Origin of the sequence: Paraburkholderia sp. RL17-373-BIF-A (assembly GCF_046030175.1) — a bacterium.
In the GTDB taxonomy this organism is placed as follows: Bacteria; Pseudomonadota; Gammaproteobacteria; order Burkholderiales; family Burkholderiaceae; genus Paraburkholderia.
This window is the reverse complement of record NZ_JARESO010000013.1, coordinates 90,770-104,125: the sequence shown is the minus strand read 5'-3', so window position 1 is coordinate 104,125 and position 13,356 is coordinate 90,770. Positions and strand designations below refer to the sequence as shown.

The 13,356-nt window shown below is 63.6% G+C and carries 12 protein-coding genes, 1 pseudogene and 2 riboswitches; of the genes and pseudogenes, 5 read left to right on the top strand and 8 right to left on the bottom strand.

What is annotated here, in order from left to right; translation table 11 throughout:
• Positions 1-50 precede the first annotated feature (50 nt).
• Positions 51-182, bottom strand: a riboswitch (guanidine-I (ykkC/yxkD leader).
• Between the two features lie 159 nt (positions 183-341).
• Positions 342-569, top strand: coding sequence for a hypothetical protein (locus tag P0D80_RS18215; RefSeq protein WP_408285835.1), 228 nt, complete (start codon positions 342-344; stop codon positions 567-569).
• 26 nt (positions 570-595) lie between these two features.
• On the opposite strand, the gene P0D80_RS18210 is transcribed toward P0D80_RS18215, so the two are convergent.
• Together P0D80_RS18210 and P0D80_RS18205 are read right to left on the bottom strand one after the other, a co-directional pair.
• Positions 596-1,657: an isopenicillin N synthase family dioxygenase gene (locus P0D80_RS18210; RefSeq protein ID WP_408285833.1), complete on the bottom strand. Its 1,062-nt coding sequence runs from the start codon at positions 1,655-1,657 to the stop codon at positions 596-598.
• 9 nt (positions 1,658-1,666) lie between these two features.
• Positions 1,667-2,557 (bottom strand): sugar phosphate isomerase/epimerase family protein, encoded by an 891-nt coding sequence (locus P0D80_RS18205; protein ID WP_408285831.1) that lies wholly within the window; start codon positions 2,555-2,557, stop codon positions 1,667-1,669.
• Positions 2,558-2,713: 156 nt separating this feature from the next.
• On the opposite strand from P0D80_RS18205, the gene P0D80_RS18200 reads away from it, so the two are divergent.
• The 3 genes from P0D80_RS18200 to P0D80_RS18190 all read left to right on the top strand — a co-directional run bounded on the left by P0D80_RS18200 (position 2,714) and on the right by P0D80_RS18190 (position 5,762).
• Positions 2,714-3,082 (top strand): MarR family transcriptional regulator, encoded by a 369-nt coding sequence (locus P0D80_RS18200; protein WP_408255093.1) that lies wholly within the window; start codon positions 2,714-2,716, stop codon positions 3,080-3,082.
• A 108-nt stretch (positions 3,083-3,190) separates the two neighbouring features.
• Positions 3,191-3,328: riboswitch (guanidine-I (ykkC/yxkD leader) on the top strand.
• 166 nt (positions 3,329-3,494) lie between these two features.
• Positions 3,495-4,559, top strand: coding sequence for an ABC transporter substrate-binding protein (locus P0D80_RS18195; protein WP_408285830.1), 1,065 nt, complete (start codon positions 3,495-3,497; stop codon positions 4,557-4,559).
• Between the two features lie 159 nt (positions 4,560-4,718).
• A complete protein-coding gene (locus P0D80_RS18190) occupies positions 4,719-5,762 on the top strand; it encodes a rod shape-determining protein (RefSeq protein ID WP_007177320.1) in 1,044 nt (347 codons plus the stop codon).
• Positions 5,763-5,792: 30 nt separating this feature from the next.
• Here the strand turns inward: P0D80_RS18190 and P0D80_RS18185 are convergent, their stop codons facing one another.
• The 3 genes and pseudogenes from P0D80_RS18185 to atzF all read right to left on the bottom strand — a co-directional run bounded on the left by P0D80_RS18185 (position 5,793) and on the right by atzF (position 8,837).
• Positions 5,793-6,524: a GntR family transcriptional regulator gene (locus tag P0D80_RS18185; RefSeq protein WP_132377225.1), complete on the bottom strand. Its 732-nt coding sequence runs from the start codon at positions 6,522-6,524 to the stop codon at positions 5,793-5,795.
• A 64-nt stretch (positions 6,525-6,588) separates the two neighbouring features.
• Positions 6,589-6,975: pseudogene (locus P0D80_RS18180) on the bottom strand (BMP family ABC transporter substrate-binding protein); the annotation flags it as partial.
• A 59-nt stretch (positions 6,976-7,034) separates the two neighbouring features.
• Entirely contained in the window at positions 7,035-8,837 is a 1,803-nt protein-coding gene (gene atzF / locus P0D80_RS18175) for an allophanate hydrolase (RefSeq protein ID WP_408285928.1), read from the bottom strand.
• Positions 8,838-9,389: 552 nt separating this feature from the next.
• Here atzF and P0D80_RS18170 point away from each other — a divergent pair.
• On the top strand, positions 9,390-10,976 hold the full coding sequence (locus tag P0D80_RS18170) for a gamma-glutamyltransferase family protein (protein WP_408285827.1): 1,587 nt from the start codon (positions 9,390-9,392) through the stop codon (positions 10,974-10,976).
• 19 nt (positions 10,977-10,995) lie between these two features.
• Here P0D80_RS18170 and P0D80_RS18165 read toward each other — a convergent pair whose 3' ends face one another.
• From P0D80_RS18165 to P0D80_RS18155, 3 genes are read right to left on the bottom strand one after another with little or no spacing between them, the layout of a single operon-like run.
• Positions 10,996-11,586, bottom strand: coding sequence for a flavin reductase family protein (locus P0D80_RS18165; RefSeq protein WP_408255102.1), 591 nt, complete (start codon positions 11,584-11,586; stop codon positions 10,996-10,998).
• A gap of 9 nt (positions 11,587-11,595) precedes the next feature.
• A complete protein-coding gene (locus tag P0D80_RS18160) occupies positions 11,596-12,330 on the bottom strand; it encodes a GntR family transcriptional regulator (protein WP_408285825.1) in 735 nt (244 codons plus the stop codon).
• A complete protein-coding gene (locus tag P0D80_RS18155; RefSeq protein WP_408285824.1) occupies positions 12,327-13,292 on the bottom strand; it encodes a polysaccharide deacetylase family protein in 966 nt (321 codons plus the stop codon). The genes P0D80_RS18160 and P0D80_RS18155 overlap by 4 nt, the downstream gene beginning before the upstream one ends.
• Between the last annotated feature and the right edge of the window lie 64 nt (positions 13,293-13,356).

Below are 13,356 nucleotides of genomic sequence, written 5' to 3'. Positions count from 1 at the left end.
CAGGGTATCGGTTGGGAATAAGCGTGAGAGGGCGATTGACCGACATCGCGACCTCCCGGGCTTTTATCCCTCCGTGGAGCCTCGCCGGCGCCTTGAAAGAAGGTGAACGGCAAGACCGGATTGCTCTCGGACCAGGCATCGTGCGCATGAAGCACTCGACCGGAACCCTAGCGATCCTGAAGATGATGCAAATTACTTCGCACCTCTCGCTGCGTAGCTAAGCGAGTTGTGTGCCAGGCTCATGTCGAGCATGCGGCAAGCGCGGCGTGGCAAGGGATTGGATGTGATGAGCGATTCAGTTTGCTAGGTGAGGGTCGGCGGCACGCGCACCAGCGTCGTTTGTGAATCCGCACCAGTTGAATGCGCCGGGCACCACGATTGGGCTCGATATGAGCGCGCGCGACACTGGCGATGGCTCTAGCCGATGGCATGGTGTGTGCGTATCAATGCACCACGTCCACCACCTTCATCACTCGACCATGCCGACGCTTGCCGCTATTCGACGCGCGCTGTACACCCTGATGTCGGCACGTTTCATCGAACTGCAAAAGCAGCAGCGCCGCTCGTAGTCAGAGCGGCGCTGTTGTCGTGACACTCAACCTTGGGCATCCAGTTCCGTGCTCGCATAGCGCGCCTGCTGGCCGAAGCTCGCCAAGGCCTTCGAACCGTCGGGCAACACCAACTCCCCTCGTTCGAGACGTTCCTTCAGATAGGTAAAGCTCTGCGCCGTCTGCGCGAACAGATGGTCGCCGGCCGACACGGGCGGATATTTCGCCACCGCTTCGGGCGTCGCGAACTGCTGCAGCGGTGCGACGATCGTGTGATAGTCGCAGGCAAAAAAGAGCGGGAACGAGTAGCGCTCCTCCCTCACTTTGCGCACGCGATGCGACGTCGCGACATAGGTCCCGCCTGTCCACACTTCCAGCATGTCGCCGATGTTCACGACGAACGCGTTCTCGACCGGCGGCGCATCGATCCACTCGCCCTCGCCGTTCATCACTTCAAGTCCGGGCGCGGTCGGCAACAGGATCGTGAAGCATTCGTAGTCGGTATGCGCGCCGATGCCGGGGCGGTCTTCCGCGGATGGATCGAGCGGATAGTGGATCAGGCGTAACTGGCTCGGCGGCTTGCGCAGATACTGGTCGAAGTGCTGTTCGGGCAAGCCGAGCGCAAGCGAGAAGCCGCGAAACAGGGCGCGGCCGAGTTCGAATGCCGCTTCGTAATAGCCGCCCACCGCCTCGCGAAAACCCGCTTGTTCGGGCCAGCTATTCGGGCCGAGCATCGGCGTGCCGGCGCGTACGTCGGGGTCGTCGGCGGGCAGTTCGCGGCCGGTGTCGAAGGCTTCCTTCCTGTCGCGCTTGCCGGCCGCGAAAACTTCCTCGCCTTCGGGCACGTAGCCGCGATGCGCGGCCGACTTGCCGATGTAGTAGCGCATCTTCCAGTCATGTTCGGCGGCGAAGAAGCGCTTGGCCTGCTCGATCAGCGCGCGCTGCTGTTCGCGTGATACCTGGTGGCCGGTGACATAGAAGAAGCCGGCCTCGCGTGCCGCGCGATCGAGTTCGCGCGCGGTCGCGAGGCGCTGGTTCTTGTCGTCGCTGAAAAGGCCGCTGACGTCGACGATGGGTAACTGCTGAAAACGGGTGTGGGTTTGGCTCATGAGAGGCGCCTACGCAAGCTGCGGGTTAGTGTGCGTTTGCCGTCCGCCGCGAACCTCACGGGCGGCGAGAAATGCAGCCAGATGGCGCCGTTCCTCGCGGCCCATCCATGTGTTGATCTCCCACAGATCGGCCACCGGCGCGTTCGTAAACGGCAGCGTGTGCAGATAGCCGTCGGGGCCGAACTCCGGCGTCATCGTCGTGAGGGTGTAGCCCTGCTCGATCTGCGCGGTCCACAGCGCTTCCCAGATGCGCTGATGCGAGGCGAGGCAGTCCGCGTACTCGGGCGCCGCCGGGTGCGGCACCTGCGGACCTTGCGGATAACCGACACGCCCATGCAGATGATGCGCATGCGGCGCCAGTTCGAGAATCGTGTCCCACTCGCTGTCGAGCAGCCGCTCGCACACCGACACCCAATGGCTGAAGTCGCAGGTCAGCTTGAGCGCGGGCACGGCGCGCGCGACGTCGCGAGTGATCCACGGGTTGTAGAACGAGCGCCCGCGATGCGTTTCGAAGCTGCAGATCACGTCGTGTTTCGCGGCGATCTCCACGGCGCGCGAGAAAAAGTCCACCTGTACCGCCGCCGGCCACGCGTCACAACCGGCCATCACGTTGAAGAAGCGCGGTTCGAGCGGCTTGCCCCAGACGATCTTCTCCTCGAAGTCCCGCAGATGATCGGCCGGCGTCGCCGAACGCTCCGGCACATAGCTGCCGGCCGTAGTAATCTCCGCGATGAAACTAAAATCTTCGTCCGCGATGGCCTGCGCAAACGCGTCGCGCGCCGCGCCGCCGGCCGGCACGGGCGCTTCGATGCCGTCGAAGCCGGCTGCCCGCACGAGCGGAGCGGCATCGCGAGGACCGCCGTCGAATCCCCAGAACGTTTTGAACAATTCGAATTTCATCGCTTCTCCATTTGCATGCAAAATTGCATGCAATAGTACACATGAAAAGCACGAGTCAATAAACTATCGGAGCGTGGCCGCACATTATTTCCGCGCGCCCGATTTCCGGCTCAATTAGCACTTAAACTGTGCAGCCCTCCTCCTCGTGGTGAATCGATGAAGAAGAAAATTGCGCGTACCAAGGGGCAAGCCGTCGCGCGCGCCATTCTCGACATGGACTGGCAGTGGTCGGCGCATTTCGGCGATCTCGGCCTGAACGACCTGAACTACAGCGATCTGTTCTGCCGCATGTGGGTGGATCAGGACGACTACTTCGCCAAGACCGCGCTCTACGAATTCATGCCGGGCGTGAGCCGCCGCACCGCCGTGCGCTACGTGCAGGAGTTGATCGACAGCGGCTGGCTGCTGGAGACGAGTTCCGCCGCGGATCGCCGCATCAAGCAGGTGCGCCTCGCGGCCTCGATCGAAGAACGTCTGGAGCAGTTTCTTGCCTATGTGCATCAACGGTTTGCGGCGCTGGATTGACAGTGCCTACGCGGGACGTGGGGGTAAAGCGTCCGCATACTCTCCGCCGCAAATCCCGCTGGCATATTTCTCGCTAGATGTTTGACCGAGAGGTGCGGCAGCGTCGCATCTTAGGGATGCTAGGGTTCCGGTTCGCGAGAATGTCTGGTCCGAGAGCAGCCCGGTGCGCCGACTGGTTCGATGCAGGCTTCATTGCAAGCACGAACCGACGGCCGCACTACACGGCGGGACAAAAGCCCGGGAGATTGGCGATAGCAATGTCTATCGTGCCTCTCCGTGGCCGGTGTGTGTCTCCCGCAGTTTCCGCGCTTGATCGTAGCTTGCTCGCGGGAACCGGTCATGTTGTTTCATCGCGCAGTCGCCGCGCGGTCCAACTCAACAATCGCAATTGACCGGTCTCCTGGAGAAAACGATGAAACGCTTCGAATCCGTCCGCACTTCCCGTGCTTCACTCGCCTTGCCTGCCCGCTTCGCCTCGGCCCTTCGCGTGCGTGGCGCCCTCGCCACGGCCGCCGCCGCACTCGCTCTCGGTCTTACCGCGGGTCTTGCCGCCACGCCGGCGCAAGCGGCCGCGCCGCTCGCCATCGGCTATAGCGACTGGCCCGGCTTCGTCGCCTTCCAGGTCGCCATCGAAAAAGGCTGGTTCAAGGAAGCCGGCGTGGACGTCAATTTCCAGTGGTTCGATTACTCGGCGTCGCTCGATGCGTTCTCCGCCGGCAAGCTCGACGCGGTCGGCGCGACCAACGGCGACGCGCTCGTGACCGGTGCAAGCGGCGCGAAGAACGTGATGATCCTGCTGACCGACTATTCGAGCGGCAACGACATGATCGTCGCCAAGCCGCCGGTGCGCACAGTGGAAGGATTGAAGGGCAAGAAGGTCGGCGTCGAAATGGGCCTCGTCGATCACCTGCTGCTCGACACGGCGCTCGAAAAACACGCGCTGAAGGAATCGGACCTGACGCTCGTCAATGCGAAGACCAACGAATTGCCGCAGGTGCTCGCCTCGTCCGGCGACGTCGCCGCGGTCGGCGCCTGGCAGCCGAACGCGGGCGAAGCGCTCAAACGCGTGCCGGGCTCGCGGCCGATCTTCACCTCCGCCGACGCCCCCGGCCTGATCTACGACGCGATCACCGTCAATCCCGTCAGCCTGCAATCGCGCAAGGCGGACTGGGCCAAGGTGATCAAGGTCTGGTACCGCTGCGTGGCCTATATCAACGATCCGAAGACACAGCCGGACGCGGTCAAGATCATGTCCGCGCGGGTCGGTCTCACGCCGGCGCAGTATCTGCCCTTGCTGAAAGGCACGCATCTGCTTGACTCCGCCGCGGCCAGGAAAGCCTTCACCAAGGGCGACGGGCTCGACTCCGTGTACGGTTCGAGCGTGAACGCCGACAAGTTCAACGTGCGCAACGCCGTGTACAAACAGTCGCAGAATGTGAGCGCCTATATCGATCCGGCACTCGCCAACGCGCAGTAAGCGACCCGCCAGGCACGGCATCCATAACAGCTGAAATAGCCCGCAGACCCGAAACTGTTATTCTTGCGTCTCTCCCGACCGTCAACTGGTCGCCTGCCGCCTTCGGGCGGCACTCCAAGCGGCGCTTTTGCGCCCGACTTCCGAGAGACAGGAATTTGCATGTTCGGTTTTCTGCGCGGCTATTTTTCCAACGACCTGGCAATCGACCTCGGCACGTCGAACACCCTGATTTACATGCGCGGCAAGGGCATCGTTCTCGATGAACCCTCGGTGGTCTCGATTCGTCAGGAAGGCGGTCCGAACGGCAAGAAGATCATTCTGGCCGTCGGCAAGGAAGCAAAACAGATGCTCGGCAAGGTGCCGGGCAATATCGAGGCGATCCGCCCGATGAAGGACGGCGTGATCGCCGACTTCAACATCACCCAGCAGATGATCAAGCGCTTCATCCAGATGGCACACGAGTCGCGTATGTTCGCGCCGTCGCCGCGCATCATCATCTGCGTGCCGTGCGGGTCCACTCAGGTGGAGCGGCGCGCGATCAAGGAGGCGGCGCATAGCGCGGGCGCCTCGCAGGTCTATCTGATCGAGGAGCCGATGGCCGCGGCCACCGGCGCGGGCTTGCCGGTGTCGGAAGCGACCGGCTCGATGGTGGTCGATATCGGCGGCGGCACCACGGAAGTGGGCGTGATCTCGCTCGGCGGCATCGTCTATAAAGGCTCGGTGCGCGTGGGCGGCGACAAGTTCGACGACGCGATCGTCAACTACATTCGCCGCAACTACGGCATGCTGATCGGCGAGCAAACGGCCGAAGCGATCAAGAAGGAAATCGGCTCCGCGTTTCCGGGCTCCGAGGTCAAGGAAATGGAAGTCAAGGGCCGCAATATGTCCGAAGGGATTCCGCGCAGCTTCACGGTGTCCAGCAACGAGATTCTCGAAGCGCTGACCGATCCGCTCAACCAGATCGTCTCGGCCGTGAAGATCGCGCTGGAACAGACGCCGCCGGAACTCGGCGCGGACATCGCCGAGCGCGGCATCATGCTGGCGGGTGGCGGTGCGCTGCTGCGCGATCTCGACCGGTTGCTCGCCGAGGAAACCGGCTTGCCGGTGTTCGTCGCCGAAGCGCCGCTGACCTGCGTGGTGCGCGGCTCGGGTATGGCGCTCGAACGGATCGACAAGTTCGGCGGGGCGTTCTCTTACGAGTGAGCCTGGCTCGCATCAGGAGATTCAAGCCGCTCACGACACGAAGGGCAGCTTGCTATCGCGCGCCGCGGCGAGCATCGACAGTGTGATCTTGCGCACTTCCAGCTTGCTCTGCGTGATATGCGCGCGCAGCAGAATGATGGCTTCGGTCAGGCGGTTGCGTTCGATCAGGTTGAGCATGGTGGCATGCTCGTCGTAAGTGGCGCTGGTGCGGTGCGGCTTCAGAAAATCGAGCCGCCGCACGATGCGGATGCGCTCGGTCACTTCGTTATGCACGCGCAGCATTTCCGCATTGCCGGTGGCGGCGACCAGTTGACGGTGAAAGTTTTCGTCAATGCCGAACATTTTCACCGGATCGCTCTCACGCAATTCCGGCGCGACGCACCAGATCGCTTTCAATTCCTCGACGGCCGCATGCGCGATATCGCCGCCCGCGCCGACCCGCTCCACCGCCGCGACTTCCAGCACGATGCGCAGATCGTAGAGCTGATCGAGCTGATCGAAATTGATCGGCGACACTTTCCAGCCGCGCCGGAAACCCACTTCCAGATAGCCTTCGCGTTGCAGACGGAACAGACCGTCGCGCATCGGCGTGCGTGATACGCCGTAGTGTTGCGCAATGCCGTTCTCCGAAAAACGGTCGCCGGGAAACAGGCGAAAGCTGAAGATGTCGTTTTTGAGCTGCTGATAAACCTGCTCGGCGAGCGGGTTGGCCGCGGCCGGCGCGGCGGGCGTCTCCAGCAGATTGGTCGGGTCGTCGTTCATGATGCCAAGGTCCCTTTTTTCTTGTTATCAGCGTTTCATGGCTTGGCGATAAGGCTCACGTGCGCGGGTTGCCCTGCTTCCACAAACCGCCGCAATGAGCGAATCGCACCTTCGGATACTTCGCGGTCATCTTCAGCACGTGCGGGTCTAAGTAGCCGAACGAGGTCGCGAAGATCAGCGTGGCGCCGTCCTGTTCGATCATCGCTTCCATCGTCTTCTGCACGGCGATGGTCTCGGGCACGTTCTCTTCTTCCACCACCTTCACGTCCGGCATCTTCTTGATCACCGCGGCGGCTTGCGCCTGTGCCTGGTTGTCGCCGTAGTCGCCACGCGCGCCGACGTAGATCTCGCCGACGGTGGTCTTCGGCGCGGCGAACACCGACTGGATGGGCAGAATATTGCCGAGCGTCGACAGGCTGGCGTTCTTGATGAAATGGCGGCGGCTGGTCATGGCGTCCAATTCCCGATCGAAGGTTAAAGAGCGCGGGTCCGGGGATCGGTTGACGTGTTTCACTTCAGGCTGGCGAGATACGCGAGCCAGCCGCCGAACGGCGTGATGTCGAGCGCGCCGCTGTCGTCATCCACGGCCGACGGCTCGCAGATGAAACCTTTCACGCTGTGGCCGTCGGCGAGTTGCAACGTGCCGATGCCGAGCGGCGCGGGCACGTCGGCGACGAATTGGCCGAAGGTGCGCAGCGGCACTTCCCATAGTTCGATGGCGATCGGCTGGCCTTGCTGCTGCGTCGCGCGCACGAGACCGGGTTTCGGCGGCTGCGTGTTGGCGAGCGCGTAGAGCTTGTAGCCGGGCGCGGTGTGCGTCGCTTTCACGAAACGCGCGCCGGCTTCCTGGAGCTGCCAGTTCAACGGCTGGCCGCGCGGATGAGCGCCGACCACCGCGAGGGTGATGGTGGGCTCCTGGAACGGCAACGGCTGGATGAGCGTGGGCGTTGCTGCTAACGCCTCGGCGGCATTCGCGAACAAAGCCTGAATCCGCGCGCCGAGTTCGGCGAGACGGCGGTCCGCGCCACTCGGTGCGATCAGCGTGACGCCGGCCGGCAAACCGTCGCTGCGCCGCTGGCACGGCACGGCCAGCGCGCACAGATCGAGCAGGTTGACGAAGTTGGTGTAGTAGCCGAGCTGGCTGTTCAGTTCGACGGGATTGGCCTGCACGTCGGCGATCAGCGGATGCGTCGGCGTGGTGGGCACGATCAGGATATCGATCGTGTCGAAGAGCGCTTCGGCGTGCCGCTTGAGATCGGCCAGCGCGTACTGGCCATTGAAGGCATCGGCGGCGCTGAACTGCTCAGCCTTGCCGATCACTTTGGCCACGACCGCATCTATCGCTTCGTGATGGGTTTCAAAGAATGTGCCGAGCGCCGCGCGCCGTTCCGCGACCCACGGGCCGTCGTAGAGCAACGCGGAAACGGCCTTGAGCGGTTCAAAGTCGATCGCTTGCGTCGGCAGATGGAGATGCGTCGTGAGCGTGTCGAGTGCGGTTGAAAACGCCCGACCCGCGATGGCGTCGCCGTAAAACTCCAACCGCTCCGGCACACCGATGCGCGGCGCCGAACGCAGCAGGCCAAGGCTCGGCACCTTGCGCGAGTAGCCGTCGAGCGCATCGAAACAGGCGATTTCGTTGAGCACGCGCCAGGCATCGTCGACGTCGTGGGCGAACACGGAGATCGTGTCGAGGCTTCGACACGCGGGCACCACGCCGCGTTTGCTGACCAGTCCCAGCGAAGGTTTCAGACCGACCAGACCGTTGAATCCCGCCGGCACGCGACCCGAACCCGCGGTGTCGGTGCCGAGCGAAAACGCTACGCAACCCGCCGCTACCGCGACCGCGGAGCCCGCACTCGAACCACCCGACACGCGCAGGGGCGACTCAGTGTGCCGCACGGCGCCATACGGCGAACGCGTGCCGACCAGGCCGGTGGCGAACTGATCGAGATTGGTCTTGCCGATCAGGATGGCGCCGGCGTCGATGAGCCGCTGCACGGCGAAGGCCGATGTGTCCGGCGTATAGCCGAAGGAGTCGCAAGCGGCCGTGGTCGGCAGGCCGGTTACGTCGATGTTGTCCTTGACCGCGAACGGCACGCCGAACAGCGGCATCTGTTCGAACACGGCGCTGCCCTGCGCTTCGTATAACGCTTCGAGCGCTTTCGCGCGGGCCTGCACGTCGGCTGTCGGCACGCGCAGAATCCAGACTTCCGGCCGGTCGATGGCATCGATCTGCGCTAGCGCCGAGGTCACGGCTTCGGTCGGCGTGAGGCTGCCCGCGGCGTATGCCGCGAGTAGACCTTTGACCGTCATGGGTGAGGAAATGGGCACCTGTTTTTCCTTGAGTTCAATCTTGAATACAAGTTTGGACTCAAATTAGCAGGAGCTATGCCAGTTGCTTATTTGATCGCGGAAAATCGGTTCAAAGCCGAGCCGGACGGCGCTTCACTGCTTCAGTCACAGTGGCCGTGCCGCGCTTGAAACGACGCCGCGCCGCGCTGCCGATGGTGCAGCGCTCACCAACTCGGGGCTCACGCGCCCTGGATTCGCGCCGACGCGCGCATCGGGAACGCCGGCTGCGACGCGACGGCCATGATGAACGCACGCAACTTTTCGCGCGCCTCGTTTCGTGATCTTGCCGCTTACGCGTATGACCGAAGCATTCGCGGCACGCGAGCGCAACGAATCCGACGAATCAACGCGGTTCGCCGCGCGGGCCGAATCGCCAGGCGCGCAGACATCGCGCAATGTGTTTAGCGTTTGCAAAGCGCGCTGGCCCACGTGCGATTCGCGGCTCACATCATCTAACAATTGGCGGTCTATACTCGCGGCACCTTCCGGCGAACCTTCAGTAGCGGAGCTTCGATGCACAATCCAAATCCCGCCGGCACCCACGGCGGCATGGTCACCAGTCCTCATGCGTTAGCCAGCGAGGCCGGCCGCGATGTCTTGCGCGCGGGCGGCAATGCCATCGAAGCCGCCATCGCGATCGGCGCGGCGCTGTGCGTGACGTACCCGCACTTCACGGGCCTTGGCGGCGACGCCTTCTGGGTGATCGGCGACCGGCAAGGCACGTTGCGCACGTTATCGGGCATCGGCCAGGCCGCGGCGCAACTGCCGGCGTTCAACGGCGCGATCCCGTTGCGCGGTCCCGCGTCCGCGATCACCACCGCCGCGACCGTCGATACATGGAATCAGGCTTACGAAATCAGCCAAAGCGTTTGGGGCGGCATGCAGTCGTGGTCGTCGCTGTTCGACCGAGCGCACGAGCTTGCCGCTGACGGCTTCCCCGTCACGCCGTCACAGCATTTCTGGCAAACCATGCGCGCCGGCGAATTGCAGGCGTTGCCCGGTTTCGCGGCAACTTTCGCGCCGCATGGCCCTATTCCCGCGATCGACGAGCGCTTCGTGCAACCGGCGTTGGCGAAAAGCATCGAGCGCATTGCGCGTTTCGGCGCGCGCGAATTCTATGAAGGCGACCTCGCTGAGCGAATTGCCGATGGTCTCCGGCAAGCCGGTTCGCCACTCACTGCTAGCGACCTCGCCCGCACGCATGCGCGCAACGAAGCGCCGCTGCGTGTCGCTTATCGCGGCGGCGAACTGGTGAGCCTGCAGCCGCCCACGCAAGGCGTGACGACCTTGCAGATCATGGGCACGCTGGAGCGCTTCGATCTTGGATCGATTCCGGAAGGCAGCGCCGATTACTATCACCTGCTGGTGGAAGCCGTTAAATGCGCGTTCGTGGATCGCGACCGCTTCGTCTGCGATCCCGAGTTCAACATCGTGCCGGTCGAAGAGATGCTCTCGCCTGCCACGCTCGACGCCCATGCCCGCTCGATCCATCAGCGCAAAGCACGCGTATGGCCGCATGTTTTCCGTCCGGGCGATACGGTATTCATCGGCGCGACGGATCGCGAGGGCCGCAGCGTGAGCGTGCTGCAAACGGTTTACTTCGACTGGGGCAGCGGCGTGGTGGCGGGCGACACCGGTATTCTGTGGCACAACCGCGGCGCGTCGTTCAGCACGAACCCCGCGCATCACAACGCCGTGCAGCCAGGCAAACGGCCTTTCCATACGCTCAACCCCGGCATGTACGTGAAGGACGGCCGCCCGCAACTGCTGTTCGGCACGCAAGGCGCGGACGGTCAGCCGCAAACGCTGGCCGCGATTCTCACGCGGCTGATCGACTACGGCATGGACCCGCTGAGCGCCCTCGCGCGCCCGCGTTTTCTGCTCGGCAAGACCTTCTCCGACACGCGTGATGCATTGAAACTCGAAGCGGACGCCGGCGCCGACGTCTTCGCTGCGCTCGCCGCACGCGGACATGAAGTGAGCGCGATCGATGCGCAAAGTCCGTTGGCGGGGCATCCCGGCGTGATTCGCATCGAGGCGGACGGGTCGGCGACGGGCGCGCACGATCCTCGCAGCGATGGCCGCGCGCTTGCTGTTTGACGCGATGGGCGCCGACGCGTCACTCTAACGTGAAGCGGTCCCGCGTCGTCACATAGTCGCTCGCGCCGAAGCGGCCCACCGGGAAATAGTGTTGCAAGCGCACGCGCCACGTTTCCGTGTCGATCAACTCGTCCCGCGCGTGCAGCCGGTGCACGCGTCCAATGAAAATCTGCCGGCTCGTCGTCTCCAGCGTCTCCCATGTCGTGCACTCGAACGCGACCGGCGCTTCGGCGATGCGCGGCGGCTTGACATGCGAGCTCGGCACCGGCGTCAAGCCGACCTCGGCAAGCTCGCTTACATTCGGCGGCAACCGTTCTCCGCAGCGGTGCATTTTCCCGGCAATGGCTTCGTCCGCGAGATGCACCACGAACTCGCCGGTGCGCACGATATTTACCGCCGTGTCCTTCAGCGTGCCGTCGGCCACGCGGTTGACGCTGATCATCACGATCGGCGGCTCCTCGCCGAGCATATTGAACATCGAGAACGGCGCGGCGTTGATCGTGCCGTCCGCGCCGAGCGTGGTGACGAGTGCGATCGGACGCGGCACGATCAGGCTCGCCATCAGTTTGTAACGTTGGTATTCGGTGATCGCTTCGAAGTCGATTTCCATGTCCGCCGCCTAGTTGGGAGTCGCTGATGCGGTGATGCCGAGCAACTGGCCGAGGCTTTTTTCGCCGCGCATCCGCGAGGTTTCGATGCGTTCTTCGAGGTCGCGCAGATGCGCTTCCATATGCGCGATCGCGCCCGCTGCATCGCGCGCCTCGATGCAATCGACGATTGCCGCATGCTCCGCGTGCTCGCACGGCGCATGCCCCGGCGGTTCATACACGCCGACGATCAGCGAGCAGCGCGAGACCAGTTCCTTCAGATAGTTTTGCAGAATCGAGTTGCGCGCCAGCGCGGCGATGCGCATATGAAAACCGCTGGCGAGCGTCGCCCACGAAGGCTGGTCGAAGCGATGCATCGCTTCATGTTCGCTCGCGAGCTGTTGACGCAATGCCTTGATGTCTTTGGCGTTCGCGCGCTGCACGGCCAGCTCGACCAGCATCCGTTCGACGGAGCGTCGCGCCTCGAAGATCTCGCGAGTTTCCTCGGGCGTGGGTTCGGCGATCACTGCGCCCTTGTTCGGCCGCAACACGACGATACCGTCATACGCGAGCTTTTCCAGCACGCGTCGCACCACCGCGCGGCCCACGCCGAACAACTGGCACAACTCGGGCTCCGGCAGCTTCGTGCCCGGCGTCAGACGATGATTCAGCACGCCGTCGAAAATCGACTGGTAGATGCGTGCGTCTTGATCCGCGTCGTCTTTCACGACTTTCTTTGCGGTGGCCGCGCCGGCTTTCGCGTTCACGCAACCGCCGGGCGCACGATACCGTCCCGCTCCAGCACGTCCATCTGATTCGCAATCGCGCCCGGCGTGGTGATCCACGTGTCGCCTCGGGCACGTGCCGCGGCGATATGTTCGAACGCGCGGCGCAGATGCCGCAAGCGATACGGCTGCCCGACCAGATACGGATGCAGTGCGATACCCATCACGAGTGCCTGCGGCTGCGCGCCGCGATTGGCCTGTTCGAGCATCTCGTCGAACTGGTCGATGATCATATCGGCGAAGGCACGGCCATCCATATGGCGGCCCACCATCATCGGCAGATCGTTGAGTTCCTGCGGATATGGGATCGACCACAGCGGTGCACCGCGCGTGGCCATTCGCACGGGACGATCGTCGTGACACCAGTTCAGCGTATAGCGGTAGCCGGTCTCGGCGAGCAGATCAGGCGTCAAGTGCGACTCCGAAATCCACGGCGAAAGCCAGCCGTGCGGCGCTGTGCCGGACACTTCCGCGATCCGTTCGCGGCAATGCAGAAGCAGCTCACGCTCGCTGGTTTCGTCGAGATCGCTCTGGCGATGCGCATTCGTGTGGCCGTGCCCGATCAGTTCGTCGCCGCGCGCCACGCAGGCTGCGATCAACTCCGGGCAATGATCGTAGAGCGCGGTGTTGATGAGCGTGCCCGCGGGCAACTCAAGTTGATCGAACAGTTCGATGCAGCGCCACGCACCGACGCGATTGCCGTACTCGCGCCAGCTATGGTTCAGCACATCCGGCTGCGGCGAGACCGGACCGAGCGCGGCGCCGAGCCCTTCCCCAAAGGCAAAGTGCTCGATGTTGAAGCCCAGATAAACCGCGAGGCCGCTGCCGCCGGGCCAGCGGTACGCGTCGCTGTCGGTGATCGGGCGGTACGCGAAGCGGCCATGCGTGGCGAGCAATTGACGCGCGCGGTTCTCTGCAGCGGGCATGTTCCGTGTGTCGTTCATTTGAAGAAGCCGTGGGTGAGGAAAAGCGCTTGGCCGCAGCAGCGCATGAACCGGAATGGCCAGT

What these genes read in the sequence shown, in the direction of transcription:
- P0D80_RS18210 (WP_408285833.1), bottom strand. Translation starts at nt 1,657, where the DNA reads ATGAGCCAAACCCACACCCGTTTTCAGCAGTTACCCATCGTCGACGTC.
- P0D80_RS18205 (WP_408285831.1), bottom strand. Translation starts at nt 2,557, where the DNA reads ATGAAATTCGAATTGTTCAAAACGTTCTGGGGATTCGACGGCGGTCCT.
- P0D80_RS18200 (WP_408255093.1), top strand. Translation starts at nt 2,714, where the DNA reads ATGAAGAAGAAAATTGCGCGTACCAAGGGGCAAGCCGTCGCGCGCGCC.
- P0D80_RS18195 (WP_408285830.1), top strand. Translation starts at nt 3,495, where the DNA reads ATGAAACGCTTCGAATCCGTCCGCACTTCCCGTGCTTCACTCGCCTTG.
- P0D80_RS18190 (WP_007177320.1), top strand. Translation starts at nt 4,719, where the DNA reads ATGTTCGGTTTTCTGCGCGGCTATTTTTCCAACGACCTGGCAATCGAC.
- P0D80_RS18185 (WP_132377225.1), bottom strand. Translation starts at nt 6,524, where the DNA reads ATGAACGACGACCCGACCAATCTGCTGGAGACGCCCGCCGCGCCGGCC.
- atzF (WP_408285928.1), bottom strand. Translation starts at nt 8,837, where the DNA reads ATGACGGTCAAAGGTCTACTCGCGGCATACGCCGCGGGCAGCCTCACG.
- P0D80_RS18170 (WP_408285827.1), top strand. Translation starts at nt 9,390, where the DNA reads ATGCACAATCCAAATCCCGCCGGCACCCACGGCGGCATGGTCACCAGT.
- P0D80_RS18165 (WP_408255102.1), bottom strand. Translation starts at nt 11,586, where the DNA reads ATGGAAATCGACTTCGAAGCGATCACCGAATACCAACGTTACAAACTG.
- P0D80_RS18155 (WP_408285824.1), bottom strand. Translation starts at nt 13,292, where the DNA reads ATGAACGACACACGGAACATGCCCGCTGCAGAGAACCGCGCGCGTCAA.